The sequence below is a fragment of the Ensifer sp. 22521 genome, from assembly GCF_052044795.1.
In the GTDB taxonomy this organism is placed as follows: domain Bacteria; phylum Pseudomonadota; class Alphaproteobacteria; order Rhizobiales; family Rhizobiaceae; genus Ensifer.
On record NZ_JBQENM010000007.1, the window covers coordinates 227,873 to 253,022 of the forward strand.

At 63.4% G+C, this 25,150-nt stretch carries 24 protein-coding genes; 16 read left to right on the forward strand and 8 right to left on the reverse strand.

From position 1 onward, the window contains the following. Positions 1-135 precede the first annotated feature (135 nt). From napE to ACTJKE_RS12665, 9 genes are all read left to right on the forward strand, one after another. Complete coding sequence (napE, locus tag ACTJKE_RS12625; RefSeq protein ID WP_058322415.1) at positions 136-324, forward strand: periplasmic nitrate reductase, NapE protein; 189 nt, start codon at positions 136-138, stop codon at positions 322-324. Positions 325-332: 8 nt separating this feature from the next. Continuing rightward, positions 333-833, forward strand: a complete 501-nt coding sequence (napF, locus tag ACTJKE_RS12630) for a ferredoxin-type protein NapF (protein ID WP_440636525.1) — start codon at positions 333-335, stop codon at positions 831-833. After that, positions 826-1,110 (forward strand): chaperone NapD, encoded by a 285-nt coding sequence (locus tag ACTJKE_RS12635; RefSeq protein ID WP_440636527.1) that lies wholly within the window; start codon positions 826-828, stop codon positions 1,108-1,110. Before napF ends, ACTJKE_RS12635 begins: the two co-directional genes overlap by 8 nt. Then, positions 1,107-3,614 carry a periplasmic nitrate reductase subunit alpha gene (napA, locus tag ACTJKE_RS12640; protein WP_058322418.1) on the forward strand — a complete coding sequence of 836 codons (2,508 nt, stop codon included), beginning with the start codon at positions 1,107-1,109 and terminating at the stop codon, positions 3,612-3,614. The genes ACTJKE_RS12635 and napA overlap by 4 nt, the downstream gene beginning before the upstream one ends. A gap of 110 nt (positions 3,615-3,724) precedes the next feature. Beyond that, the gene (locus tag ACTJKE_RS12645) at positions 3,725-4,180 is read left to right on the forward strand and encodes a nitrate reductase cytochrome c-type subunit (protein WP_057253823.1); all 456 of its coding nucleotides are present in this window, start codon (positions 3,725-3,727) and stop codon (positions 4,178-4,180) included. Positions 4,181-4,184: 4 nt separating this feature from the next. Then, positions 4,185-4,883: a NapC/NirT family cytochrome c gene (locus tag ACTJKE_RS12650; RefSeq protein WP_162764663.1), complete on the forward strand. Its 699-nt coding sequence runs from the start codon at positions 4,185-4,187 to the stop codon at positions 4,881-4,883. A gap of 571 nt (positions 4,884-5,454) precedes the next feature. Further along, positions 5,455-5,877: a YciI family protein gene (locus ACTJKE_RS12655; protein ID WP_113512463.1), complete on the forward strand. Its 423-nt coding sequence runs from the start codon at positions 5,455-5,457 to the stop codon at positions 5,875-5,877. 499 nt (positions 5,878-6,376) lie between these two features. Beyond that, a complete protein-coding gene (locus tag ACTJKE_RS12660) occupies positions 6,377-7,225 on the forward strand; it encodes a hypothetical protein (protein WP_113512461.1) in 849 nt (282 codons plus the stop codon). A gap of 162 nt (positions 7,226-7,387) precedes the next feature. Then, positions 7,388-8,827, forward strand: a complete 1,440-nt coding sequence (locus ACTJKE_RS12665) for a DUF1254 domain-containing protein (protein WP_113512459.1) — start codon at positions 7,388-7,390, stop codon at positions 8,825-8,827. A gap of 154 nt (positions 8,828-8,981) precedes the next feature. Here ACTJKE_RS12665 and ACTJKE_RS12670 read toward each other — a convergent pair whose 3' ends face one another. Beyond that, positions 8,982-9,338, reverse strand: a complete 357-nt coding sequence (locus ACTJKE_RS12670) for an antibiotic biosynthesis monooxygenase (RefSeq protein WP_162764673.1) — start codon at positions 9,336-9,338, stop codon at positions 8,982-8,984. Between the two features lie 125 nt (positions 9,339-9,463). On the opposite strand from ACTJKE_RS12670, the gene ACTJKE_RS12675 reads away from it, so the two are divergent. From ACTJKE_RS12675 to ACTJKE_RS12685, 3 genes are all read left to right on the forward strand, one after another. After that, positions 9,464-10,351, forward strand: coding sequence for a LysR family transcriptional regulator (locus ACTJKE_RS12675; protein ID WP_113512663.1), 888 nt, complete (start codon positions 9,464-9,466; stop codon positions 10,349-10,351). Between the two features lie 112 nt (positions 10,352-10,463). Continuing rightward, positions 10,464-11,231, forward strand: a complete 768-nt coding sequence (locus tag ACTJKE_RS12680; protein WP_058327124.1) for an adenylate/guanylate cyclase domain-containing protein — start codon at positions 10,464-10,466, stop codon at positions 11,229-11,231. 202 nt (positions 11,232-11,433) lie between these two features. Beyond that, the gene (locus ACTJKE_RS12685; RefSeq protein WP_162764674.1) at positions 11,434-12,966 is read left to right on the forward strand and encodes a PAS domain-containing protein; all 1,533 of its coding nucleotides are present in this window, start codon (positions 11,434-11,436) and stop codon (positions 12,964-12,966) included. A 69-nt stretch (positions 12,967-13,035) separates the two neighbouring features. On the opposite strand, the gene ACTJKE_RS12690 is transcribed toward ACTJKE_RS12685, so the two are convergent. Further along, positions 13,036-13,554, reverse strand: a complete 519-nt coding sequence (locus tag ACTJKE_RS12690) for a GNAT family N-acetyltransferase (RefSeq protein ID WP_057253840.1) — start codon at positions 13,552-13,554, stop codon at positions 13,036-13,038. Positions 13,555-14,021: 467 nt separating this feature from the next. Between ACTJKE_RS12690 and ACTJKE_RS12695 the strand changes: the two genes are divergently transcribed. Then, on the forward strand, positions 14,022-15,218 hold the full coding sequence (locus tag ACTJKE_RS12695; RefSeq protein WP_440691888.1) for a TCR/Tet family MFS transporter: 1,197 nt from the start codon (positions 14,022-14,024) through the stop codon (positions 15,216-15,218). On the opposite strand, the gene ACTJKE_RS12700 is transcribed toward ACTJKE_RS12695, so the two are convergent. The 5 genes from ACTJKE_RS12700 to ACTJKE_RS12720 all read right to left on the reverse strand — a co-directional run bounded on the left by ACTJKE_RS12700 (position 15,146) and on the right by ACTJKE_RS12720 (position 20,624). Then, a complete protein-coding gene (locus ACTJKE_RS12700) occupies positions 15,146-15,736 on the reverse strand; it encodes a GNAT family N-acetyltransferase (protein WP_440691889.1) in 591 nt (196 codons plus the stop codon). The two genes, ACTJKE_RS12695 and ACTJKE_RS12700, sit on opposite strands and share 73 nt — an antisense overlap. A 476-nt stretch (positions 15,737-16,212) precedes the next feature. Continuing rightward, positions 16,213-16,902, reverse strand: coding sequence for an RES family NAD+ phosphorylase (locus tag ACTJKE_RS12705; protein WP_113512671.1), 690 nt, complete (start codon positions 16,900-16,902; stop codon positions 16,213-16,215). Further along, on the reverse strand, positions 16,899-17,303 hold the full coding sequence (locus ACTJKE_RS12710) for an antitoxin Xre-like helix-turn-helix domain-containing protein (protein ID WP_440691890.1): 405 nt from the start codon (positions 17,301-17,303) through the stop codon (positions 16,899-16,901). The genes ACTJKE_RS12705 and ACTJKE_RS12710 overlap by 4 nt, the downstream gene beginning before the upstream one ends. A gap of 201 nt (positions 17,304-17,504) precedes the next feature. Next, positions 17,505-19,262: an adenylate/guanylate cyclase domain-containing protein gene (locus ACTJKE_RS12715; RefSeq protein WP_440639637.1), complete on the reverse strand. Its 1,758-nt coding sequence runs from the start codon at positions 19,260-19,262 to the stop codon at positions 17,505-17,507. 312 nt (positions 19,263-19,574) lie between these two features. Continuing rightward, a complete protein-coding gene (locus ACTJKE_RS12720; RefSeq protein ID WP_093234769.1) occupies positions 19,575-20,624 on the reverse strand; it encodes an aldo/keto reductase in 1,050 nt (349 codons plus the stop codon). A gap of 293 nt (positions 20,625-20,917) precedes the next feature. On the opposite strand from ACTJKE_RS12720, the gene ACTJKE_RS12725 reads away from it, so the two are divergent. Next, complete coding sequence (locus ACTJKE_RS12725) at positions 20,918-21,106, forward strand: hypothetical protein (protein WP_244495692.1); 189 nt, start codon at positions 20,918-20,920, stop codon at positions 21,104-21,106. Further along, a complete protein-coding gene (locus tag ACTJKE_RS12730) occupies positions 21,106-21,825 on the forward strand; it encodes a SphA family protein (protein ID WP_440691917.1) in 720 nt (239 codons plus the stop codon). The genes ACTJKE_RS12725 and ACTJKE_RS12730 overlap by 1 nt, the downstream gene beginning before the upstream one ends. 361 nt (positions 21,826-22,186) lie before the next feature. Here ACTJKE_RS12730 and ACTJKE_RS12735 read toward each other — a convergent pair whose 3' ends face one another. Further along, the gene (locus ACTJKE_RS12735) at positions 22,187-22,867 is read right to left on the reverse strand and encodes a glutathione S-transferase family protein (protein WP_057253852.1); all 681 of its coding nucleotides are present in this window, start codon (positions 22,865-22,867) and stop codon (positions 22,187-22,189) included. Positions 22,868-23,155: 288 nt separating this feature from the next. Between ACTJKE_RS12735 and ACTJKE_RS12740 the strand changes: the two genes are divergently transcribed. Beyond that, entirely contained in the window at positions 23,156-25,114 is a 1,959-nt protein-coding gene (locus tag ACTJKE_RS12740; protein WP_110878543.1) for an elongation factor G, read from the forward strand. Positions 25,115-25,150: the final 36 nt, after the last annotated feature.

Genomic DNA, 25,150 nt, shown 5'->3' on the forward strand with positions numbered 1-25,150 from the left:
TTGACCCAGATCAATGACCCGCTCAGTTCGCTATCTATTCTGCAACAGGATACATTCTTGTCATCTGCCGGTTACGGGATTGATTTTTATTTCGGGTGGCGCATCTTACCTTAGATTGTGTTGGGGGACGCAGAAATGCCAGAACTCGTTCAGCCACAGCCGATCGAAAGGCCGCCGCGCTCGCGGCGTGCGGAGTTGCTCACCTTCCTGGTGCTCGCCTTCGGCATCTGGCCGATCGTCGCCGTCGGCGTCGTCGGCGGCTATGGCTTCCTCGTCTGGATGCTGCAGATCATCTTTGGCCCGCCGGGCCCGCCCGGGCATTGAGGCCGGCCATGGGCGCAGAACCTCTTTCCCGCCGTGAACTCTTTACCGGCCGCGCCGCTGCAAAGCCCGTCCGCATCCGGCCGCCCGGTGTTTCGGAGGCAAGCCTTGCGGCCTGCACCGGCTGCGGCGCCTGCGCGGAACGATGTCCCACCGGCATAATCCGTCTCGCCGACGGTCTCCCCTTCGTCGACTTCGCGCGCGGCGAATGCACCTTTTGCGGCGCCTGCGCGGACGCCTGTCCTGAGCCGGTGTTCGAGGCAACGGATATCAGGCGCTTCCCCCATGTCGCCGTCATCACCGACACGTGCCTGGCGCGCCGCAACGTCGCCTGCCAGTCCTGCGGCGAAAGCTGTCCCGAGCAGGCCATTCGCTTTCGCCCGCGCATCGGCGGGCCGTTCCTGCCTGAGATCAACGAGGCCAAATGCACCGGCTGCGGCGCCTGCATCGGCGGCTGCCCGGTCAGCGCGATCGCGGTCAAGGCAATGGAAGCGGAGGTGGCTCATGTCTGAGGCCGTAACGGCAAAGGCGGGCACGCCCTATCACATTTCGAGCGCCGTGGTCGCCACGATGCCTGACAGCACCGAGAGCATCCTTCAGACGCTTCAGGGAATGGAAAACGTCGAAATCCACGGTCACGGCGGCGGCAAGATTGTCATCGTCATCGAAGGCACCAGTACGGGCATGCTCGGCGAGTGCCTGACGAAGATCTCGCTGCTTGATGGGGTGATCTCGGCCAACATGGTTTTCGAGCATGTCGAAATGGAAGAGGAAAGGCAGGAGCCATGAGCGGACAACTGACGCGGCGTGACATTCTGAAAGCCCACGCAGCCGGCATCGCCGCCGCCACGGCCGGCATAGCGCTGCCTGCCGCCGCACAGCCGGTGCCCGGCGGTGTAAACGCGCTGGAGATCAAATGGTCCAAGGCGCCGTGCCGCTTCTGCGGCACGGGCTGCGGCGTGATGGTGGGCGTGAAGGAGGGCCAGGTCGTCGCCACCCACGGCGACATGCAGGCGGAGGTCAACCGCGGCCTCAACTGCATCAAGGGCTATTTCCTCTCCAAGATCATGTATGGCAACGACCGGCTGACGACGCCGCTTCTGCGCAAGCGCGGCGGCGCCTACGCCAAGGACGGCGAGTTCGAGCCGGTGAGCTGGGACGAGGCCTTCAACGTCATGGCCGAGCAGGCGAAGAAGGTGCTGAAGGAGAAGGGGCCGACGGCGGTCGGCATGTTCGGCTCCGGCCAGTGGACGATCTTCGAGGGCTATGCCGCGACGAAGCTGATGCGGGCGGGCTTCCGCTCCAACAACCTCGACCCCAATGCCCGCCACTGCATGGCGTCTGCCGCCGTCGCCTTCATGCGCACTTTCGGCATGGACGAGCCGATGGGCTGCTACGACGATTTCGAGAACGCCGATGCCTTCGTGCTCTGGGGCTCGAACATGGCGGAGATGCACCCGATTCTCTGGACGCGCGTCGCCGATCGCCGCCTCGGCCAGCCGCATGTGCGGGTCGCGGTGCTTTCGACCTTCACCCATCGCAGCATGGACCTGGCCGACATCCCGATCGTCTTCAAGCCAGGCACGGATCTGGCGATCCTCAACTATATCGCCAACCACATCATCGAGACTGGCCGCGTCAACGAGGACTTCGTCAGCAAGCACACCAAGTTTGCCCGCGGCGTCACCGACATTGGCTATGGCCTGAGGCCCGACAATCCGGTCGAGGTCAATGCCGCCAACTCCAAGGACCCGGGCAAGACCGAGCCGATGGATTTCGAGGCGTTCAAGGAATTCGTTTCGGAATACACGCTGGAAAAGACCGTCGAACTGACCGGCGTCGAGCCGGAATTCCTGAAGCAGCTTGCCGAGCTCTATGCCGACCCCAGCCGCAAGGTCATGTCGCTCTGGACCATGGGCTTCAACCAGCATGTGCGCGGCGTCTGGGCCAACCAGATGGTCTATAACCTGCACCTTCTGACCGGCAAGATCTCCGAGCCCGGCAACAGCCCGTTCTCGCTGACCGGCCAGCCTTCGGCCTGCGGCACGGCGCGCGAGGTCGGCACCTTCGCGCACCGCCTGCCGGCGGACATGGTGGTGACCAATCCCGAGCACCGCAAGCATGCGGAGGAGATCTGGCGCATCCCGCACGGCATCATCCCGGAAAAGCCCGGCTATCACGCCGTGCAGCAGGACCGGATGCTGAAGGACGGCAAGCTCAACTTCTACTGGGTGCAGGTCAACAACAACGTCCAGGCGGGACCCAACACCGCCAACGAGACCTGGCAGGGCTATCGCAACCCGGACAATTTCATCGTCGTTTCCGATGCCTATCCGACGATCACCGCGATGAGCGCCGACCTGATCCTGCCCGCCGCCATGTGGGTGGAGAAGGAAGGGGCCTACGGTAATGCCGAGCGGCGCACCCATGTCTGGCACCAGCTCGTCCAGGCCCCCGGCGAGGCGCGCTCGGATCTCTGGCAGTTGGTGGAATTCTCCAAGCGCTTCATCACGGACGAGGTGTGGCCGAAGGAGATCCTCGACGCCAGCCCCGAATATCGCGGCAAGACGCTGTTCGAAGTCCTGTTCAAGAACGGCGAAGTCGACCGCTTCCCGATCACCGACGTCAGCGCCGAGTACGACAACAACGAGGCCAAGGACTTCGGCTTCTACATCCAGAAGGGCCTGTTCGAGGAATATGCCACCTTCGGCCGCGGCCACGGCCATGACCTGGCGCCCTATGACACCTATCATGAGGTCAGGGGCTTACGCTGGCCTGTCGTCAACGGCCAGGAGACGAAGTGGCGCTACCGCGAGGGCTTCGACCCTTACGTGAAGGCGGGCGAGGGCGTGAAATTTTATGGCAACAAGGACGGCAAGGCGATCATTCTCGCCGTGCCCTACGAGCCGCCGGCCGAATCCCCCGACGAGGAATACGACACCTGGCTGGTGACCGGCCGGGTGCTCGAACACTGGCACTCGGGCTCGATGACCATGCGGGTGCCGGAGCTTTACAAGGCGTTTCCGGGTGCACGCGTCTTCATGAATGCCGAGGACGCGCGCAAGCGCGGCATCAACCAGGGCATGGAAGTGCGCATCGTCTCGCGGCGCGGCGAAATCCGCTCGCGCGTCGATATCCGCGGCCGCAACCGCATGCCGCCTGGCGTCATCTTCGTTCCCTGGTTCGACGCGAGCCAGCTCATCAACAAGGTCACTCTCGACGCCACCGATCCCATCTCCAAACAGACGGATTTCAAAAAATGCGCGGTCAAGATCGTTCCCGTCACCCTCTAGGGTTTTTTCGGCTGAAGCGGATTTGCGGAAACGTCCTGTCTCTTTGTTTCGGGACCGTTCCTCAGGCAAGACCGCTTCGCACCTTTGCTGGCCCGAAGCGGCCCGTCTGGATGGCGATGGCCGCCGGGCTGATGGTGTTCGTCACCACCGCCGCCGTGGCTCAAGTTGCGGAAAAGCTGGTGCCGCAGCTCGAAGGCCCGACGCCGCAGATGGCCACCGAAGCCGCGGCACCGCTGCCGAAATGGGTGGTCGACGACAAGCGCAAGATGCGCGCCTATCCCGACCAGCCGCCGGTCATCCCGCATTCGATCGAGGGCTACGAGCTTTCGGTCAATGCCAACCGCTGCCTTTCCTGCCACAAGCGCGAATTCACCCAGGATTCGGGCGCGCCGATGATCAGCGTCACCCATTACATGACGCGCGACGGGCAGATGATCGCTGACGTTTCGCCGCGGCGCTATTTCTGCACGGCCTGCCATGTGCCGCAGGCGGACACCAGCCCGCTGGTGCCGAGCACTTTCAAGGACATGAGCGAATTGGGTTTCAAGCCGGCCGGAAGCGAGTGACATCATGATCGCATGGATCAGGAAACTTATCCTCTGGGCCTGGCACATCATGGCGACGCCGGCCGGCACGCTGGGCTTGGGCTTCCTCACGCTCGGCGGCTTTGTCGGCGGCGTGATGTTCTGGGGCGCCTTCAACACGGCGTTGGAACTCACCAACACCGAGAAGTTCTGCACCTCCTGTCATGAGATGCACGACAACGTCTACCAGGAGCTGACGCGCACCATCCACTTCTCCAACCGCTCCGGCGTGCGCGCCACCTGTCCGGATTGCCACGTGCCGCACCAGTGGACCGACAAGATCGCCCGCAAGATGCAGGCGTCGAAGGAAGTCTGGGGCAAGATCTTCGGCACCATCAACACAAGGTCGAAATTCCTCGAAAAACGGCTGGAGCTGGCCCAGCACGAATGGGCGCGCATGAAGGCCAATGACAGCCTGGAATGCCGCAACTGCCATTCCTCCGTCGCCATGGACCTGCAGAAGCAGACGCAGCGGGCGGCCGAGATCCACACCCGTTATCTGCTTTCCGGCAAGGCCACCTGCATCGACTGCCACAAGGGCATCGCGCATGAGCTGCCCAACATGGAAGGCATCGATCCCGGCTGGAAGATGCCGCCGGAGCTCGAGGGCAAGAAGATGGCCAACCAGACGCCGATCGACGACCTGCGGCAGGCGCTGGCGGAGCTGCATCAGCAGGTGCAGTAGCACGCTGTGGCCGAGGATTTCGGCCGGAGAGAACGCACGATGACAGAGGGCCATGCCGGCGCGGCGTGGCCCTTGTTCGTTCATTGGGCAGTGGGACGCCCATCAAGGCCTCCTCATTCCTGTGCTTGTCACAGGAATCCAGCCGCGCCGCGTCGGCGGCGCGAGAGATCTTCCAAATGTCGAGTGTTGGCACTCCATCTCCCGCCGTGCCGACGCACGGCGGCTGGATCTCTGTGACGAGCACAGAGATGAGGGTGGAGGGTGCTGCGACCGCCGAGCCTACGGAGCCTACGAGGACGGGCAGCAATGGACAGGCTGGCCATGGCTTTCCGTTCGCCTCCCTCCACATCATCATTTTTCCTGAAAAATTTCGCCAGCGATGTCGGACCCATCGTTGCCCGTTCGTCATTTAGCCAGGGAGGCCAATCTGGCTTCCTCCACCGGAGCGGGATAGGAAAAAAATCCGCGCGGGCCTTTCGCCCGCAAACCGCTCTCACTATCTGGGTTTCACCGCGCCGATACCCCCAGGGGTCGCAACGACCGGGACCGGCGTGACAGAGGAGATTGGACGATGCGCGTAGTGGTTTTTGTAAAGGCGACCGAGGACAGCGAAGCGGGCAAGATGCCGACGACCGAGCTTCTCGAAGCCATGGGCAAGTACAATGAGGAACTGGTCAATGCCGGCATCATGCAGACGGGCGAAGGCTTGCATCCTTCCTCCAAGGGCGCCCGCGTCGCCTTCGACGGGCCCAATCGACTGGTCATCGACGGCCCCTTCGCCGAGACCAAGGAACTGGTCGCCGGCTTCTGGATCTGGACGGTCAAGGACATGGACGAGGCGATCGCCTGGGTGAAGCGCTGCCCGAACCCGATGCCGGGCCCGAGCGAAATCGAAATCCGCCCGGTCTTCGAGGCCGCCGATTTCGGCGACGCACTGACGCCCGAGATCGCCGCACAGGACGAGCGCCTGCGCGAGAAGATCGCCAAGCAGTAGGGACGTCACTCTGCTGACGGTTAAGGGTGGGCTTGCCCCTCTCCTCGGGTTTAACCCGAGGACTAACCCTCTCCCTGCCAAGCGGGGAGAGGGGACGAGCCCGGTTCGCGGCGTTTTCGAACGCGGCCGCAGTCAGGGTCAAACGGGGTTTAGTCGGGGGCAAACCAATTAGCCCGGAGTGAAACTGTGGCGCTTGTTGTCGAGGCGAGCGGGCGCCACGCGTGCCCTTCTCCCCGCGCGCGGGGAGAAGGTGGCCGGCAGGCCGGATGAGGGGCGAGCCCTCACCGGGCGGATGAGGGGCAAGCCCTCACCGGGCGGATGAGGGGCAGCCGCAAGTGTTGGGCGGTGAGCGGGAAGAAGCAGCCCGCATGTCGGATGAGCGGCTACCACAGTGTCCGAACCGTGGCGCCGTTAGCGGTCCGCTCCGTCGGTTTCCCGTAGAGATTGTATTAACCATATTTGCTTACCTATTCTCAGGGGTTTCAACCGGAGTGGGGCAATGGTCAGGGCGAGCGGTTTCGTCATTTTTCTTTTATCAAGTGTTCAGTTCGCGGCCGCCGCCGATATCGACGGTCCGCTGGTCGGGACGCAGGACGCCTATGAAGTGCCGGTGGAGCAAGCATCCGGCGGCGTCGTCGGCTACATCGAGGGCTCCTATGGAGCCGGCGTCGATACACCCGGCGATATCGATACGGATGCATGGGACCTGCGCGGCGCCGTGAACTTCGATGCCGGTGCCGGCCTGAACCTGCAGGTCGATCTCGGCTACACGCGCGCGTCCTATGAAGACGTCGATACCAACAGCTATGACGGCGCGCTGCACGGCTACTACCGCAACGATCTCTATGCGGCAGGCGTCTTTGTGCAAGGCGCGCGCCTCGACCCGGGCATTGGCGTCGACCTCAACGATTACATGGGTGGCCTCGAAGGGGCCTATTTTCTCGATACCTGGACGCTGCATGGTGCGGTCGGCTACGGCCAGGCGAGCGTGGAAGACTTCGACGACATCGACGCCGATCATTACATGGGCTCGCTCGGTGCCCGCATTTACGCGACCGACAACCTGCGCTTCGACGTCGACGGCTCGCTTCATCGCATGAGCGAAAACGACCTGGATTACGATCTGCGCAGCCTGAAGCTGACGGCCAACTACCGGCTGGACGCTTTCCCGGTCACGCTCTTTGCCGGCTACAAATACACCAATGAGGAGCTGTCGGGGCTGAGCGCATCGGTCTCCGGTGACACCAGCACAATCTTCGGGGGCCTGCGCTTCTCCTACGGTTCCGCGACGCTCAAGGAAGAAGAGCGCCTCGGCCCGGTCTGGTCCAGCAACCGCCTGTCGTTCTGATCGGCTGCTTGGCAGTCGCATCTCGTGCTGCCCCGCGAGTCGGGGCAGCTGATCGCAGCAAATGCCGCTAGCTCGCGTGAAATTCACACGGATACAATGCCTAGTAGCATTATTTAGTATGTGCTAACCTCTCGTCGCCATGAGGGCAAGAGGGAGGCGAATATGGACATGACACGTCGTGCCGTCGCTTTGGGAGGCGCTGGCCTGCTCGCAACGGTTTCAACTTTACCTGCGAATGCTCTGGAATCTCCGCTGATCGATCCGGTCGAGGCGGCTGACGAATTCTGGTTGGCGGTGGAAGCCTATATCTACGGCTATCCCCTGGTGACAACGGAAATGACCCGACGGGTCGTCACCAATGTGGCGCAGCCCGAAGGCAGCAAGGGGCCGATGGGGCATATCATCAAGCTTAGGGAGTATCCAAACGCTTCCTTCAAGGACGTGACCGCGCCGAACGCCGATACGCTTTATACGACGGCCTTCGTCGACGTCAGCAAGGAGCCCTGGGTGCTGTCGATCCCGGACATGAAGGATCGCTACTTCCTGTTTCCGATGCTCGACGGCTGGACGACGGTGTTTCAGGTGCCGGGCAAGCGGACGACCGGCGACGGGGCGCAGTCCTATGCGATCACCGGGCCTGGCTGGCAGGGCACCGTTCCCGACGGCGTGACCGAATACAAGTCGGCAACGAGCATCGTCTGGATCCTCGGCCGCATCTATTGCGATGGCTCGCCCGAGGACTATGCGGCGGTTCACGCGCTGCAGGATCAGTGCAAGCTCTCGCCGCTCAGCGCCTACGGCAAGGACTGGACGCCGCCGGCGGGCAAGATCGACCCGACCATCGACATGAAGACGGCGGTGCGCGAGCAGGTCAACCGGATGGACGCGGTCGAGTACTTCACGCTGCTTTGCGACCTGATGAAGACCAATCCGCCGACGGCTGCGGATGCAGAAGCAATCGCCAAGTTCGCCGAGATCGGCATCGTGCCCGGCAAGGATTTCGACAAGAGCAAGCTGGATGCCGCTTTCATCTCGCGCATTCCCGCCATGGCGTTCCATCGCATCATGCTGCATTTCAAGTTCAGCGATGGCGACGTCCAGGACATCAATGGCTGGGGCTTTACCACCAAGACCGGCATCTACGGCACGGGCTATCTGCAGCGTGCACTGATCACGGCGATCGGTCTCGGCGCCAATCGTCCTCAGGATGCGATCTATCCGACGTCGCTGAAATCCAAGGACGGCCTTTTCTCCCGCGCCTACCATGGCGCCAACAAATACGTCATCACCTTCCCGAAGGGGCAATTGCCGCCGGTGCGCGGTTTCTGGTCGATCACCATGTATGACGAGGACTATTTCTTCGTCGACAATCCGATCAATCGCTATTCGATCAGCGCACGCGTCAGCCCCAAGGCCAATGCCGACGGGTCGACGGAGATCTACATCCAGAACGAAACGCCCGGAGCTGACAAGGAGAACAACTGGCTGCCGGCGCCGAAGGGCAAGTTCATCCTGATGATGCGGCTCTACTGGCCCGACGACAGCCCGCCGTCCATTCTCGATGGCTCATGGGTCATCCCGCCGGTGAAGAAGGCGGGATGATAGAGGCGCTATAGGCCCTGCGTCTTCACGTGGAGGCGCAGGGACTACAGCGCCGCGCGTCTTATCAGACGCGCAAAGGTCGCTGTAGCACTTTGAATTGCTGCATGTTTTTGTCCTTCAATCGGCTACGATTAAAGGAAACATGCAGCAGCGATCAAGCCGCGGAGCCGCGCTTCGGCAGCACGAGGTCGCCGACCGTATAGGTGTGAAACTCGCTCCGGGAGACTTCATCCAGCTTCCGGAACTTCTCCACGAACACCGGATCCGAAAAGAATTCGTCGACATTCCCGGTTCCCTGGATTGCCTCGACATTGACGACCGTCTGTCCGTCCGTGCTCTTCGCCAAGGTGCTCCACAAAAAGCCTTCCTTCCGTTCGGCGACGTAGTGCACGACGTCCTGGATGATCGCGAAGGCTTCCTCCTGCTTGCCGGGGTGAGCGTGGATGACGTTGACGACAAAGGTCGTCGGAGCGGGGGAAGCTGAGAAAGTGGGGGTAAGGCTCGTATTCATGGGGCTCTCCATTTGAACGTCGCAGCGCATCGACCGCGACGACATCTGGATATCGACGGAGAAATAGCGGATAAACGAGCGGGTATTCTCATCACTTCGGAAATTAATTCCGCAATCGGCAGACGATGGACAAGCTCGGAACGCTCAGCATTTTCATTCAGGTCGCAGAGGCAGGCAGCTTCGTGGCCGCCGGCCATCGGCTCGGCCTTTCGGGTTCTGCGGTCGGCAAGGCCATCGCGCGGCTCGAAGACGAGATGGGCGTGCGTCTCTTCAATCGGTCGACGAGAAGCATGGCGCTGACCGAGGACGGGAGCTTCTTTCTCGACACTTGTCGCCGCATCCAATCCGAATTCGAGGCAGCCCAGGCGCAGCTGTCGCGGTCGCACGCGACACCGCGCGGCCAGCTTCGTGTCAGCCTGCCCTTGGCCGGCATGCTCCTGATGCCGACCATATCGGATTTCATGCACGGCTACCCGCTGATCAACCTCGACCTCGATTTCACGGATCGGCTGGTCGACGTCATCGAAGAGGGCTTCGATGCCGTCATCCGAACAGGCGAGGTCAAGGATACGCGCCTGATGAGCCGCAAGCTCGGGACGTTCCGGCACAGGATCGTCGCGGCTCCGGAGTATCTCGCCGCGCACGGTCGGCCGAAGGTGCCGGAAGACCTGCTCGGGCATCGCTGCCTCCATCACCGGTACGCGAACTCCGGCCGCCTCGAACCCTGGCCGCTCGTTCGTGACGGGCGCGAGGTCAAGCTCGATCTGCCCGTGACCACGGTTGCGAGCACACTCGAGCCCTTGATCTTCCTGGCGGAGCGATCCTTCGGCATCACCTGTCTGCCGCCGTTCGCCGTGTCGTCGGAACTGGCGGAAGGCAAGCTGGTATCGCTGCTGGAGGATTGCCTTCGCGAAACGGGCACATTCCGCGTGCTGTGGCCGACCAATCGATATCTCTCGCCAAAGGTCCGTGCCTTCGTCGACTTCATGGCCGCGAACCTGTTTGCCGAGTAACGGCCGGGCCGTACGGCAGGCGCCTTGTATTATTCCAGCCGTTGCTAAAGCGCGACAAATGGCAGAAGCTCCGTCTACGCCACTTTGGCCATGTGAGCCGGAGACGCAGACCATGACCGAAGCCTCTACCATGCAGCCGGCCAATCGCGGCGACGCCAGGATCTGCCGCGGATGCTGGGACCAGATGCACATGCCGATCCCCATTCGCGGGCCGCTGGCGCTGCCGTTTCGTGCCTTCGGCATCACCCGCAGCAAGATGAACCCGAACATCTGCACGATCTGCGAGCGCTCCTTCCGTTACGTCAAGAAGCAGAGTCACGTAGCGGCAAGCGCGACCATTCTTTTTGCCGACATCCGCGGCTTCACCCATTTGTCCGAGCGCATCGAGCGCATCCGGCTCAGCGAAATCGTCAGCCTGTTTCAGGATCGCTGCGCCGAGGCGATCTGGGCGCATGACGGCATCGTCAACAAGCAGATGGGCGACGGGCTGATGGCGATCTTCAATTTTCCCATTATCAGGAAAGATCACGCAGAAGCCGCGATCCGGGCGGCGCTCGATATCCAGCGGCTTTGCGCGCAAGCACTCGGCAGCCTGGACCTCGACGGGCTGGGTGAGCAACCGCTCGGTGTCGGGGTCGGCATTCACTCGGGCGAGGTCGAGATCGGCGAGTTCTCGAGCTTCCGCAGCGATTTCACCGCGATCGGCGGCACGGTCAACCTGGCGTCGCGGCTTGAATCCCAGGCCGAGGCGGGCGAGATCCTGATCTCGACCGAGACCGCCGCTGAGGCGGCAGCGCTCACGATGGGCGCCGGAACCCGGCTGCTTGTCCTGAAGGGCATCGACCAGCCGGTGGAGGCGAGGGTGCTGGCGGCGCACTGATCCGGCGCACCGTTGCAACCCCGAGGCAGCCCACGGAGGGAGATTGCACTGAGGCGATAGGGGTGGGCCCGGAGCAAGCTGCCAGCAGTTGGCGCGGATTTGCGCGACAACGTCCTTTGCACGGCTGCCGCTGCGCCCTTGGGTGTCTCGTCGGGAAGGGAGCGACTCGATGACCATTGCGCACCATCAAGGCCCGGAACAGATGAAGGGCGAGCTGGAAGACAGCGAGCGGCTGCAGGCCATCAGCCTCGAACTGATCAAGGACGGGCGACCGCAGGCCGTCTACGAGACCATTTTGGATGGTGCGGCCGCCATCATGCGTTCGCAATTCGCCAGCCTGCAGATGCTGGATGCCGACCGGGGCTCAACTGGAGAGCTACGCCTGCTTTCCCATCGCGGCTTCAGCGACGAGGCCGCGCAATTCTGGCATTGCGTCAGCATGGACCGGGCTTCCACCTGCGCGCTCGCCCTGCGCACCGGGCGGCGCGTCGTCGTTTCGGATGTCGAAACCGCTGCGTTCATGCAGGGTACGGCGGATCTGGCCCATTACCGGCAGAGCGGGATCCGCGCCGTGCAGACCACGCCGCTCCATTCGCGCGTCGGAACGCTCATCGGGATGTTGTCGACCCATTGGGCGCATGTGCACCGCCCGAAGGAGCGGGAACTGCGTCTCCTCGACGTGCTGGCGCGACAGGCGGCCGACCTGATCGAGCGCGAGAAGACGGAGACGGCGCTTCGGGCGAGCGAGGAACGGTTGCGGACGGCGGTGGAGGTCGGCGGTCTGGGGCTCTGGGACTGGAATGTCCTGACCGGAGAGGTGCATTGGAGCGACGAGTATTTTCGCATGCTGGGTTACGGGGTGGACGAGGTGACGCCCAGCTATGAAAACTGGTCCGCGCGCATCCACCCGGATGACCGGGCGGAGACCGAGGCCTTGCTGCAGCACGCGCGGGAGGCCCGCACAGAGTTCGTCACGGAGTTTCGCACCCTGCATCCGAATGGCGCCGTTCGCTGGCTGCACGGCCGCGGCCGTTTCTTCTACGATCAAGGCGGGCAGGCGATCCGCATGGTGGGCGCGATGACCGACACCACCGAGCGGCGGCAATGGGAAGACCGCCAGAAGGCGCTGGTTGCCGAGCTGCAGCATCGCACCCGAAACCTCATGGCGGTTGTCCGGGCCGTTGCCGAAACCACCGCCCGCAGAGCCAAGGACCTGCCGGATTTCAGCGCGCATTTTCGCAGCCGCCTGTCGGCGCTGGCCAGGGTCCAGGGCCTGTTGTCGCGCCTGGCCAACCAGCAGCGGGTCACCTTCGATGAGCTGCTCCGGGCAGAACTGGCGGCGGTGGATGCGGATATGGGGCGTGTGCGGCTGGACGGTCCCAGCGGCGTGAAGCTGCGTTCGTCGACGGTGCAAACGCTGACCATGGCCCTTCATGAACTGGCCAACAATGCCGTCAAGTACGGTGCCTTGGGTCAGGCCGGTGCAGCACTTTCCGTTCGCTGGCATGTCGAGGCCGGGCAGGATCAAAAGCTCTGGCTTCACATCGACTGGCACGAAAGCGGCGTGCGCATGCCGCCGGCAACCGGTGCCGGCGAGGGCATCGGGCACGGGCGCGAACTGATCGAGCGGGCGCTGCCCTACCAGCTTGAGGCGAGAACGAGCTTCGCCCTTGGGCCGGATGGCCTGCGCTGCACCATCTCCATGCCGGTCTCCGAGCTCAACATGGCTCGATGAGGCAGGCTTCGACACTGTTCTGCAACCTTGCTCTGCCACTGCGAAGACACATCGCGAGGGGGGACGCGACTACCCGGCCAGAGGGGCTTCCATGAAGATGAGATGGTTGCGCAGTTCGGGAGGTGCTTTGTAGTAGGGTGCGATCTCCTGGAATCCCAGGGAGCGGTAGAGGCTCAACGCCTCATCGTGGTTGCGGCCGGTATCCAGCCGCATGGCGGCATAGCCCCGCTCGGCAGCCACGCGCACGAGGGCCTCGGCGAGACGGCGGCCCAGCCCCAAGCCTCGGCCCTCCGGGCTGATGAACATTCGCTTCATCTCGCATGTACGTTCGTCGATCCGCTGCATCATCACACAGCCGACCACCTTTCCGTTCAGGCGGGCAACAAGAATCTCCCCATCTGGAGCCGAATGGATTTTCGGCAGGCTGTCCAGGAGTGCGGCCCATTGTTCCGGCGTGTAGTACCGGTCGACGAACCAGGCGTTTTCGCCATAGCGCGATCGGCACCAGTCGAGGAAGCCGTTGCACAAGGATCGAATGGCAGGAAAGTCGTCAGCTTCGGCCGGGCCGATCTCGGAGTTCTGTTCCATCGCTGCGCTCCACTCACGAATTCTGCATCGGAAAGCGGGCGCTCCGTCCCGAGTTCCGCGGCCACCGAAAGGGAGGCCACAGTCGGGCCGGGCTCAAGGACTTGTCCGCTCTGACGAATGTCGTGGTTTCTGCCGCAACTGTAGTCGAAAAAGGCCCTGTTGACCATTTGCCGGTGCTGAGCGCGGCGCGCTTCTGCTTCCGCAAAAACGTGGGGCTTGCCGCGTCCCGCCATCCGGTGTTAATTGCATGCCATCGCGAAAAGCGACTGCTTCCCTTGATCCGCTCAGTGGCGGAGTAAACAGGTGGACGAATCCACGTCCAGGCAGTCAAGCACACGCCATCCCTGCCGTTTGAGCACGGATCGGCCAGCGTTTCCCAAAACCTATCGCCTGCATCGTCAGGTCACCCAATCGCAAGGCATCGGCGCCTCTTGGCGTGGGCGTGCTTGCGTTGATCGGAACGCATCATGAAGAAATCCCTCATCGTCATTTTTACTGCCATTGTGCTCGATGCCGTGGGCATCGGCCTCATCTTTCCCATCCTGCCTTCGCTGCTGAAGGACGTGATCCATGCCGACAACGTGGCGCCCTATATCGGCACGATGACCGCGCTCTACGCGGTCATGCAGTTCATCTGCGCGCCGGTGCTGGGTGCGCTCAGCGATCGGCTGGGCCGCCGGCCCGTGCTCTTGATCTCGCTCGCGGGTGCTGCGGTCAACTATCTGTTCCTCGCCTTTGCGCCCAATCTCTGGATGCTCTTTGCGGGCCGTGCGATCGCGGGGCTGACGAGCGCCAACATGTCGGTCGCAACCGCCTACCTCACCGACATCACGCCCGAGGACAAGCGTGCGCAGCGCTTCGGCCTGTTCAACGCCATGTTCGGCATCGGCTTCATCATCGGCCCGGTTCTCGGCGGCGTGCTCGGCGACCACTGGCTGCGTTTGCCCTTCGTCGCCGCGGCGGTCCTGAACGGCTGCAATTTGGCTCTGGCGTACTTCGTGCTGCCGGAGTCGCGCGCACCGAGCCGCGAGAGGATCGACCTTGCCGCGCTCAACCCGCTTCGGCCGCTGCGCTGGGTGTTCTCGGTGAAGAGCGTGCTGCCGATCGTCTTTCTCTTCCTGATCTTCAGCGCCACGGGCGAGGCCTATGGCACCTGCTGGGCGCTCTGGGGCAGCGAGACGTTCCAGTGGAACGGGCTCTGGATCGGCCTATCGCTCGGCGCCTTTGGCGTCTGCCAGACGTTTGCCCAGGCGGTTCTCCCGGGACCGGCCGTAAAACGCTTCGGCGAGCGCGGCGCCATTCTGGTGGGCGTCGCCGGCGTCTGCGTTGCCCTGACCGTCATGGCCTTTGCGACCGAGGACTGGATGATCTTCGCGATCATGCCGGTCTTTGCGCTCGGCGGCATCGGCGTGCCGGCGCTGCAATCGCTCGCGACCCGGCAGGTCGACGAGAACCAGCAGGGCCAGTTCCAAGGCGTGCTGGCCTCGGCCGTGAGCCTTGCATCGATCATCAGTCCGCTCGCGTTTTCGAGCATCTACTTCGTCGTTCGCGCGCAATGGCCGGGCGCGATCTGGCTTTCGGTCGTCGTCGTTTATGCGCTGGGCGGGCTGCTGGTTCTCGGCCTGCGCCTGACGAAACCGGTGGCGGCCTCAGTCGCGTCATAACGCCCCGCGGGGCATGTGGATGGGATCGCAATGATCCCATCCGCTGCCGAGCGGGACGATGCTCCGAGGGGCAATTTCGATGGGCGATCCAGCCGCATCACCTTCTCCTCGCCGAGCATCATGCCGGTCTCGCGGAAACCGAAGCGGTGATAAAGGGCGTGGGCGCGGGTGTTTTCAGGGTAGACGCCGAGATAGATGTCGCCGCATTCGGGGATGCCGGCCATATGTTCCAGCAGGGCGGCAAGCGCCTTGACACCGTAGCCCTTGCCCTGGTGGCGGGCGTCGATCATCAGGCGGTAGATCCAGTGGTTGCCGTCATCCGGATCGAGCGCATACATGGCGAAGCCGACGGGGGCGCCTTCGGCTATCACAGCAAAGCCGACGCATTCGGGGCGTTCGGCGAGTTCTTGCAGCGATTCCTCGTTGCTGGCGATGAAATCCATCTGGCTTTCGTGCACGTCCAATTTTCGGATGGTGTCGGGATCGACGGCATCGACTGGCAAAAGTGTGATCGTCATTCGTTTCCTCGTGTTTGACGCTCGGTGCCGGTATCCGGCGCGGCGTTTGCAGCACGCCCCTCATCCGCACGGTGAGGATTGCTCCTCATCCGCCTGCCGGCACCTTCTCCCCGCCTGCGGGGAGAAGGGACGCTGCGGCGCTTGCCTGTGTCCATCTCCAGCGTTTGCAGGTCGGGCCATCCTGTCTGGTCGCAGCCATCAACGGGCTACGGCGAGGCGGGACGCTTACCGTTTTCCCTCTCCCCGCCTGCGGGGAGAGGGGGAGGGTGAGGGGCAGTTTCTTGGCGGCTGCGTGGCGCGTGTTCCGCCGGGAAAAGGCGTCAATAACAATTTGATTTATAAGTTGTTTCTGTTCAGGCCGAATCCGGCCCCGGCAAGTCCAGCGCGGGAATCCGGAAAGGCGAGCCCTTGTCGGGGAGGCGCATTGCGGGAACATTGCGGGGCCGCTCTCGGCGCTTTCGTCGGTTCCTGCCGGATCAAGCCTCATCCAGAATGCGCGGCTCGGGCACGCCGGTCCATTCGAAGGTGATGGTGCGGCCCTGGCGGATGTTCTGGATGACGGCGGGGCGGAAGACGGCGAGGCATTCGCCCTCGGGGTCGCGGGCAGACGGGTAGATCAGGCCGTTGCCGCCTTCCGCCAGAATGGTGGCGGCGAGCGCCTGGCCGGCGGGGTAGGCGACCGCCGTATCGGCATCGAGATAGGTGGCTCCCTTTTCTGCGCGCGCATCATGAAAGCGGCAGGTGAAGCCGGCGATCAGCTCGCGGTAGCGGCCGATGTCGTGAAAGCTGCCGGCTTCGCTCAGCGCCCGGGTGCGGTGATAGACGATTTCCGCCTGGCAGGTTTGAAGCGCGCGCGGGCCGAAGGCGCAATACCAGGCGCCGCGCTCCTCGCCGTTGAAGCGGTTGCCCGGCGGGCGCGCATGGCAGAAGGCGGCATTGATCAGCGACCAGCCGTAGCCGAAGGTCTCGTTCAGCAGTTCGGCCGGATCGACGCCGACAGGCAAGGCGAGGGGGCTGAGGCGCGCCGAGGTCATCGCCTCCAGCCGATTGAGGATTTCGATCTCGTCGTCATCGTCGGCGAGCGGCTTGACGGCGGGCTCGTCAATATAGGCGGTCGAGATCAGCCGGACGGTCGCCGGCTCGTTGAAATCGATCTCGGGTATCATAGGCCGCCGCGCAGGCCATCGAGATAGCGTCGCACCTTCAGCATCACCGGAATGCCGCCCTCGATCATCAGATCGACGGGCGAGTGGCCATTGAACAGCGGGCCGGTATTGACCGCCTTCGGCCATTGATAGGTGAGTGGGCCGTTGAAGAAGAGCCGCAGCCCCTTGAAGATGCCGACGATCAGGCTCGCGCGCATGCGCTTGTCCTGGTCGAGCCTGCCCTTGAAGTCACCCGCCTTCATGCGGTTCCAGGTGGCGATCGGCACGTCGAACAACTGGGCCGCCTCTCTGTTGGTGAGGTTCCAGAGGTCGCAGGCTTTGACCACGGCCTTGACGATGACAGCCTCTTCTTGCCGGGCCGTTTGCCGATCAGAGGCGAAAGCCGGTTGAGCGTTGGCCATGGTCGTCTCCTATGCCGCGACTTCGTGTATCATATGATATGAAATGGCGATGCTGGGCGAGAAGTCAAGGGGCGATGGCGACGTTTGCTTTGCGGGGTGCTGCCGGAGAGACATCACCGCCGAGGCTCCGGCTGGATCGGAATTTTCCTGCGTGCGTGCCTCTGATGGGGAGCGATCGGTTCTCGAGGTCGATCCAACCCGTCAATTCAGGCCGGCACGGGCAAGTCCCTCGATCAGACGCGCCCGATCCTCGGCGCGAACGAAAGAAGATGTTGCTGCGACGGCGTCCCGTGAGATGTCAGGGACTAGCGACTTGAGCCGTCCGAGCAAGTCCGTGGCAGCCTCCTGGTTGTCCAGAAGTCCGGCACAGGCCGTGCCGATGATCAGCGGAACCGCGTGGCCGGACCGCAAGCGATGCGCGTCCCGTGCGTAGCTCAATCCAAGTTCGTAATTCGCGCCCTGGAAATAAGCCATGGCGTAGTAAAACTGAAAGTCGCCGAGAAAAGCCTCGCGGGGGCTCAGTCTGAGGGCGTAGTCGATGCAAGGAATGGCGTCCGCCGCGCGGCCCCCGTTGGCATGCGCAAGTCCCAACTGGCCGTGTGCAAACGCGGAGTTGGGGTTGATCGCGACAGCCTGGCTGATCGCTGCCATCGCCAGGACATTGTCACGCGTCGCAAAGGCTATCATCGCCTGCGCAAGGTAAGTCCACTGTTCCTTATCGTCCGCGGCGATGGCTTGTTGGACGAAATCCCTGGCAAGGGCCAGGGCGTGTCCCATGTCCTCCCACCCCTGGAACGCGCGCCACACGGTAATCCAACCTTTCATCGCGAGCGCCTGGGCATAACCGGGAGCCAGTCCGATTGCCCGATCGAGCAGGGGGAGCATCTTGCCGCTGCTCTCCTCAGACAACTGGGAACACAGGAACACCGCCCGCACGACACATTCCCAAGCATCAAGGCCATGATGCGGCTTGGGGCTTTCGCGGGCATGCTCTGCCGCCAGGAGTTCCGGCCCGATGCGGCCGACGACGCTTGCAGTGATTTCGTCCTGAATGACGAAGATGTCGCCGAGGTCGCCGTCGTACCTCTCGGCCCAGAGTTGGACTTCGGAGGCCGCATCGATGAGCTGCGCGGTCACCCTTACCCGGTTGCCGGACTTGCGCACACTCCCCTCGAGAATATAGCGGATCCCGAGTTCGCGCCCGATGGCGCGCACATCCACGGGCTTTCCCTTGTAGGTGAACATCGTGTTGCGGGCGATCACGAAGAAGCCCTTGAGCTTGGATAGCGCGGTGGTGATGTCCTCGGTGAGTCCATCGCTGAAGAAGTCCTGCTCCGGGTCGGCGCTCATGACGTTGAACGGCAGCACGGCAATGGATGGTCGATCCGGAAGTGCGGGCCTGGGCGATACCGTTCCTGCGGTCGTCCTTTCCAGAAGGGGGCGGTACAGTCGCACCGGCCGCTCCATGTTCTTGAGCGCGCGTTCGCCGAGGTACTCGTAGCCGCAGTCAAGCTTGCCCGGGAGGTGATCGTACGCCGTGCCGGAAATGCAAATGCCGCCTGGATCCGCCAAGGTCTGGAGGCGGGCCGCGATGTTGACGCCATCGCCGTAGAGATCCCCATCAACCTCATGGATCACATCACCGAGATTGACGCCGATCCGGAAGATGATGCGTCGCTCCGTCGGGATATCGGCCTGGTTCTCGGCAACCCCCTTCTGGATGGCGACCGCGCACGCGACGGCATCGACGACCGAGCCGAACTCCACGAGCGCACCGTCGCCCATCAGCTTGACAATACGGCCCTGATGGTCGGCCAGCAGCGGATCGATCACCTCCCGGCGCAGAACCTTGAGGGCCGACACCGTCCCGGCCTCGTCATGTTCGACGAGGTGGGAATAGCCGACGACATCAGCGGCCAGGATCGCGGCCAGCCGCCGCTCTGCTCTTGCCGTTGCCATGGCTGTCTCCCCCTCAGGAGATCCGCCGGATGAAGCCAGGCAATTGACGCGACATGCACCATCCGGCTGCCCGACACCGCGACCGTGCTGGTTCATGATACCACTGAGACGGTCGTATAGCGACGCTTCACGAGAGTACCGCCTTCAACAGGAACAGGATCCGCGAAGCGGTCACTGCAAAGGTCTGTTGCGGTCCAATGGAGAAGGAAGGTCGGTTTTCCTCACGAGATCGCGTCGGCCTTCATCGGAGTCTTGTGGCACTTGCTCCATGATGCTGAAGAGGCGTTGGCGAGCCGGATAGGGCACCTTCCTCTACAAATGCGGCCCCAGCAGCGACAGATCCGCTTCGCCGAGCCGGTCCTTGGCGCTCCGGAGCTGGTGCCAGTAGGGGTAGATCACCGGCGGCAGGCTGACGGCGTCGAGCAGTTCCTTTTCCTCGTCGGAAAGCTTCAGGCCGGCGGCGGCGAGGTTGTCGCTGAACTGTGCCTCCGTGCGGCCGCCGATGATGACGGACGTGACGCCCTTGCGGCCGATCAGCCAGGCGAGCGCGACCTGCGCCGGCGAGACGCCGCGCTCGCCGGATATCGCCACCAGCATGTCGACGATCTTCCACAGCCGCTCCTCGTCGCGGATCGGCGGCTCGTTCCAGCCGGCGAGCTGGCGCGTTCCCTCTGATGTCTCGCCCCGCCGGTGCTTGCCCGAGAGCAGGCCGCCTGCAAGCGGGCTCCATACGAGCACGCCGAGCCCCTGATCGATCGAGATCGGCATCAGTTCGTATTCTGCCTCGCGGGCTTCCAGCGTATAGTGGATCTGCTGGCTGACGAAGCGCTGCCGGCCCTCGCGCGCGCTGATGCCGAGCGCCTTCATGATGTGCCAGCCGGAATAGTTGGAGCAGCCGATGTAGCGGACCTTGCCGCTTCGGACGAGGCTGTCGAGCGCTTCCATCGTTTCTTCGAGTGGCGTCTGGCCGTCCCATTCATGCACCTGGTAGAGATCGATGACGTCGGTCTTCAGCCGCTTCAGGCTCGCCTCGCAGGCGGCGATCAGGTGGTGGCGCGAGAGCCCGCCGTCGTTCGGTCCGGGCCCCATGGAGAAGCGTGCCTTGGTGGCGACCAGCACGCCGTTCTTGCGCTTGCCGCCAAGCACCTCGCCGATGATCTCCTCTGAGTAGCCGGTCGAATAGATATCGGCGGTGTCGATCAGGTTGACGCCGGCGTCGAGGCAGAGATCGACGTAGCGGCGGGCGTCCTTGAGGCCGACATTGCCGACCTCGGCGAACTTGCCGCGGCCGCCAATCGTCATTGTGCCCATGGTGATAACAGAGATTTTCAGGCCGGAGCGGCCGAGCAGCCGGTATTCCATGGTCTCGGATCCTTTGCTGATGCGCTGGGAAAAGGAACGAAAACGCAAGCCTCCGTTGTGGAACAAACCGAAGGCGACAGGCGGTAAGGTAGCGGCCTGTGCCGGGCGGGCAAGATGTGTATGCCTGCACCGTCCTGCAATCGGATGTTGCGGTTCTTGAGGCTCCTGTTTCTTAGGGCTGGCTTGAAGATGGCGGAATGCTATCGTCTCTGCCGAGAGATGAGGGGGGTCACTCGATGAGCGTTGCCAAGAGTTTGCTGTCCGCATAGGCAATCGCTGCCGGCCTGTGTTGCGTGGTCGCGCCTTCGACGGCGAACGCGGCTGAAAACGGTGCCGGCTTCTATCTGCTCGGTGCCCGTGGCCCGATGGCCGGCCTTCTCGCACCGCCCGGAACCTACTTTCAGAACGACACCTATTTCTATGTCGGTGAAAGCAGCTTCCGCTCGGCGGCCAGATCGTCGGCGAAGTCGACGCGACCCTGATCGGCGTCTTCGGCACCGGCCTCTGGGTCATGCCCGAGGAGGTGCAAGGCGGCAATCTCGGCTTTACCGCGATCGTGCCTTTCGGCGGCCCCGACATCGATGCAACGCTGTCAGCGCCGAGGGCCGGCCGTTCGGCCTCCGCAAGCGACTCGATCTTCACCATCGGCGACCCGGTGGTTGGCGTCGTGCTCGGCTGGCACGAAGGCGATTTCCACTGGACGGCGAACGCCAGCCTCAACGTGCCGATCGGCGACTACCAGAAAGGCGAGCTCGCCAATCTCTCCTTCAATCGCTGGGCAGGCGACTTCACCCTTGCCGGCACCTGGTTCAACCCGGAAGCCGGTTTCGACCTTTCGGGTGCGGCGGGCTTCACCCTCAACGGCGAGAACCCGGCGACGGACTATCGCACGGGTACGGAATTCCACGCGGAATGGGCGGTTACCAGGCACTTCGGCCAGGAATTCTCCGCCGGCGTGGCGGGCTACTTCTACCAGCAGGTGACGGGCGACAGCGGTCCCGGTGCAAGCCTCGGCGACTTCAAGGGCCGTATCGCCGCAATCGGCGGCACCATGGGCTACAATTTCAAGATGGCCGAGACGCCGGTCTCTCTGACGCTGAAGATTTTCCAGGAATTCGGCGCCAAGAACCGGCCGGAGGGTACCGCCGGCTTCGTCACCATCGCCTTCCCAATCGGCACGCCGCCGGCGCAGGTGAAGTAGGCTCCGCTCTCCGCAGGTTGCCCCTCATCCGCGCGGTGAGGGGGGCCCTCATCCGCCTGCCGGCACCTTCTCCCCGCAGGCGGAGAGAAGGGACACGTGGCAACCGCTCGTCTCAGCGACAAGCATCTTCGATTTTTCTCTGACAACAACGGCTCCGCTCGACAACGCTGCGAAGGGGCACGTTCCCTCGCCCCGCGAGCGGGGAGAGGGCTAGTCGTCGGGTTGAACCCGAGAAGAGGGGCAGACTTCGTCTGGATTTGGCGGCGAACGGAGCGGTCGACGGCGTCACAGTGCGTCTTGCCATTCCGATTCACGAAGGCGCTCTATCTCCCTGTATCCCCTTGTGTTTCTAGCGCTTGGCTCACATCTCGAAAAACCGCTCGGGCATCAGGTTCCGGTAGGGAAACATATGGAAATAAGGCCGCGCTTCGGTGAGCACGCGGCGCACGGAGGCGCGCTCAAGCAGGCGCTCGAAATAGGCTGCGAGATGCGGGTATTTCTCATCGAAGGGCTCGACGATGCCGCCATAGAAGAGCGCAGGCGTGGCCGCGCAATCGGCAAGGCTGAAGGCATCGCCGGCGGCGAAGGTGTTCTCAGTGAAATGCTTGTCGGCCATGCCATAGGCAACGGCAAGGGAAGCGCGGGCGTCGGTGACGCCGCGATGGTCGTTTTCGCCTGATGCACGCAGCGTATCGGTGACGATCTTCTGCATCGGCACATGGATGTAGAGATCGAAGAAGCGATCCCAGAGGCGCGCCTTGAGGGCCGTATCCTGATCGTCGGGGATCAGCCGCTGGCGGCCGGGATAGTGGCGGTCGAGATATTCGATGATGATGGAGGTTTCGGGCATCACGACATTACGGGCGCTGTCGGTCAGAACCGGCATCTTGCCGACCGGCCAGAGTGCTGCAAAGCGGGCCGCTTCCTCAGGATCGAGCAGATCGACAAGGCTGCTCTTGAAGGGGGTATCGTTCTCGTAAAGCGCGATCAGCACCTTATGGCAGAAGGACGCAAGCGGATGCTGGTAAAGCGTGAGGGACATGCGGACGGTCTCCGGCTCGGACGGTTCCAATGAATGGATGGCGCTTCGATAGAACTAGCGCCGCGCTTTCGATTGTCGATCTCGACAATGATATAATTTCACAACCGGTTTAAATTGACAATCAGATTATGGGCATCCGGCGACGCCGATTGTCGACGCAGCGGGCACCGGAACTGTGCCGAATTTGCGCATAGCCATTGAAAGCGCAAAAGCTGCCCTAGAATTAATAGAGTAAGGGCGTCGCAACGCTCGGCGCCTTCTGGCAATCGCGACAGGGGAGGATCGCCGATGCGCTGCTTCACGGTACTTGGGCCCTCACAGACCGGAAAAACCACGCTGGCAGAAAAGCTGGCCGGTCTGGAGGGGGCCTCCAGAAAAGCTGTTTCGCCCTATGGACTGAACCTCACGGAATTCGAGTTTGGCGGCGAACCCTGGTGCGCGCTCGATGCACCCGGCGGAACCGAGGCGCTTGGCCACGCGCAGCATGCGCTGATTGCCAGCGATGCCTGCGTGCTCTGCGTCTCGCCGGCGCCGGAGGAGGCGGTGCTGGCCGCGCCCTATCTCAAGGTGATCGAGGCCTCGGGCACGCCCTGCATTCTCTTCATCAACCGCATGGACGAGCCGCGGGCGCGGCTGCGTGACGTGATCGCCGCGCTCCAGGACTATTCCGGCCACATGCTGCTCCTGCGCCAGGTGCCGATCCGCGAAGGCGACAAGATTGTCGGCACCTGCGACCTGATCTCCGAGCGCGCCTGGCGCTACCGCGAAGGCCAGACCTCGGCGCTGATCGAGATTCCCGATACTGTGATGGAGCGCGAGAAGGAGGCGCGCACCGAACTGCTGGAACATTTCTCCGAGTTCGACGACTGGCTGCTCGAGGAATTGATCGAAGATCGGGCGCCGGCAAGCGACACGATCTACGCGATCTCCACGCGGCTCTTGAAGGAAAACCGGATCATCCCGGTGCTGGTCGGCTCGGCGAGCCATGCCAATGGCATCATGCGGCTGATGAAGGCGCTGCGCCATGAGGCGCCCGCTGTGGATGCGCTTCGAAACCGTCTGGCGGCGGCCGGCTCGATTGCCGAAACCGCCCTTTCGGCTGTCAGCTTCCATGCCTACCACCGCGCCAATGTCGGCAAGACCGTGCTGGTGCGGGCGCTGACATCGGGGATCAAGCAGGGCGCAACGCTCGGCGGCGGCAGCCTCGGCTCGCTGCAGGACCCGGCGACCGGAAAACCGCTGCCAAACGCCACGCCGGAGGCGGGCGCGATCATCGCGGCGGTCAAATCCGAGCATCTGCCGGTGCCGGCGCTGCTTGCCGGCAATAGCACGGCCGAGGCGCCGGACTGGACGGTGCCGCCGACGCCGATGCTGGAGCGCATCCTGGTGCCGGACAGCGAGCGCGACGAGACCAAGCTTTCCGGCACGCTCGCCAAACTCGCAGAGACCGACCGCGGGCTTGCGGTCATGCAGGAGGAGGGAACCGGCGCCCAGCTCGTCTGCGTGCAAGGGCCGATGCACCTGCGCGATCTCTGCAAGACGCTCGCCGACGTCTTCCACGTCGGCGTCACCGACAAGCCACCGAGCCCGACCTATCGCGAGACGGTGCTGAAACCCTCCGACGTGCATTATCGCCACCGCAAGCAGACGGGTGGCGCCGGGCAATTTGCCGACGTCAAGCTCAGCGTGCACCCGAACGAGCGCGGCACCGGCTTCTCCTTTGCCGAGACGGTGAAGGGCGGGGCGGTGCCGCGCAACTTCATCCCGGCGATCGAGGCCGGGGCGCGGGAGGCGATGGAGAAAGGCCCGCTCGGCTTTCAGGTGATCGATGTCGGCGTGACCTTGACCGACGGCCAGCACCATTCGGTCGACAGCAACGACTTCGCCTTTCGGGCGGCGGCCAAGATGGGCGTGCGCCAGGCGCTGTCGCAGGCCTCCGCCGTGCTGATGCAGCCGGTCATCCGCATCGAGATCCACATCCCCTCGATCTATTCCGGCAGCCTGGTGCCGATTGTCTCCACCTACAAGGGCCAGGTGCTCGGCTTCGACCGCGACGAGACCGCCAAGGGCTGGGACATCTTTCGCGCACTGGTGCCCGGATCGGCGCTCGACGATCTCGCCCGGGCACTGCGGGCGGCCACGCAGGGGATCGGCTACTTTTCCAAGAGCTTCGACCATTTCGAGGAGCTCTACGGCAAGGAGGCCGATGCGGTGATCCACGCGCATGGGGCGCAGCAGGCGGGGTGAGGCGAGCGGCCCTTCGGGCAGATGTCGGTGTTCATG

What these genes read in the sequence shown, in the direction of transcription:
- napE (WP_058322415.1), top strand. Translation starts at nt 136, where the DNA reads ATGCCAGAACTCGTTCAGCCACAGCCGATCGAAAGGCCGCCGCGCTCG.
- napF (WP_440636525.1), top strand. Translation starts at nt 333, where the DNA reads ATGGGCGCAGAACCTCTTTCCCGCCGTGAACTCTTTACCGGCCGCGCC.
- ACTJKE_RS12635 (WP_440636527.1), top strand. Translation starts at nt 826, where the DNA reads ATGTCTGAGGCCGTAACGGCAAAGGCGGGCACGCCCTATCACATTTCG.
- napA (WP_058322418.1), top strand. Translation starts at nt 1,107, where the DNA reads ATGAGCGGACAACTGACGCGGCGTGACATTCTGAAAGCCCACGCAGCC.
- ACTJKE_RS12645 (WP_057253823.1), top strand. Translation starts at nt 3,725, where the DNA reads ATGGCGATGGCCGCCGGGCTGATGGTGTTCGTCACCACCGCCGCCGTG.
- ACTJKE_RS12650 (WP_162764663.1), top strand. Translation starts at nt 4,185, where the DNA reads ATGATCGCATGGATCAGGAAACTTATCCTCTGGGCCTGGCACATCATG.
- ACTJKE_RS12655 (WP_113512463.1), top strand. Translation starts at nt 5,455, where the DNA reads ATGCGCGTAGTGGTTTTTGTAAAGGCGACCGAGGACAGCGAAGCGGGC.
- ACTJKE_RS12660 (WP_113512461.1), top strand. Translation starts at nt 6,377, where the DNA reads ATGGTCAGGGCGAGCGGTTTCGTCATTTTTCTTTTATCAAGTGTTCAG.
- ACTJKE_RS12665 (WP_113512459.1), top strand. Translation starts at nt 7,388, where the DNA reads ATGGACATGACACGTCGTGCCGTCGCTTTGGGAGGCGCTGGCCTGCTC.
- ACTJKE_RS12670 (WP_162764673.1), bottom strand. Translation starts at nt 9,338, where the DNA reads ATGAATACGAGCCTTACCCCCACTTTCTCAGCTTCCCCCGCTCCGACG.
- ACTJKE_RS12675 (WP_113512663.1), top strand. Translation starts at nt 9,464, where the DNA reads ATGGACAAGCTCGGAACGCTCAGCATTTTCATTCAGGTCGCAGAGGCA.
- ACTJKE_RS12680 (WP_058327124.1), top strand. Translation starts at nt 10,464, where the DNA reads ATGACCGAAGCCTCTACCATGCAGCCGGCCAATCGCGGCGACGCCAGG.
- ACTJKE_RS12685 (WP_162764674.1), top strand. Translation starts at nt 11,434, where the DNA reads ATGAAGGGCGAGCTGGAAGACAGCGAGCGGCTGCAGGCCATCAGCCTC.
- ACTJKE_RS12690 (WP_057253840.1), bottom strand. Translation starts at nt 13,554, where the DNA reads ATGGAACAGAACTCCGAGATCGGCCCGGCCGAAGCTGACGACTTTCCT.
- ACTJKE_RS12695 (WP_440691888.1), top strand. Translation starts at nt 14,022, where the DNA reads ATGAAGAAATCCCTCATCGTCATTTTTACTGCCATTGTGCTCGATGCC.
- ACTJKE_RS12700 (WP_440691889.1), bottom strand. Translation starts at nt 15,736, where the DNA reads ATGACGATCACACTTTTGCCAGTCGATGCCGTCGATCCCGACACCATC.
- ACTJKE_RS12705 (WP_113512671.1), bottom strand. Translation starts at nt 16,902, where the DNA reads ATGATACCCGAGATCGATTTCAACGAGCCGGCGACCGTCCGGCTGATC.
- ACTJKE_RS12710 (WP_440691890.1), bottom strand. Translation starts at nt 17,303, where the DNA reads ATGGCCAACGCTCAACCGGCTTTCGCCTCTGATCGGCAAACGGCCCGG.
- ACTJKE_RS12715 (WP_440639637.1), bottom strand. Translation starts at nt 19,262, where the DNA reads ATGGCAACGGCAAGAGCAGAGCGGCGGCTGGCCGCGATCCTGGCCGCT.
- ACTJKE_RS12720 (WP_093234769.1), bottom strand. Translation starts at nt 20,624, where the DNA reads ATGGAATACCGGCTGCTCGGCCGCTCCGGCCTGAAAATCTCTGTTATC.
- ACTJKE_RS12735 (WP_057253852.1), bottom strand. Translation starts at nt 22,867, where the DNA reads ATGTCCCTCACGCTTTACCAGCATCCGCTTGCGTCCTTCTGCCATAAG.
- ACTJKE_RS12740 (WP_110878543.1), top strand. Translation starts at nt 23,156, where the DNA reads ATGCGCTGCTTCACGGTACTTGGGCCCTCACAGACCGGAAAAACCACG.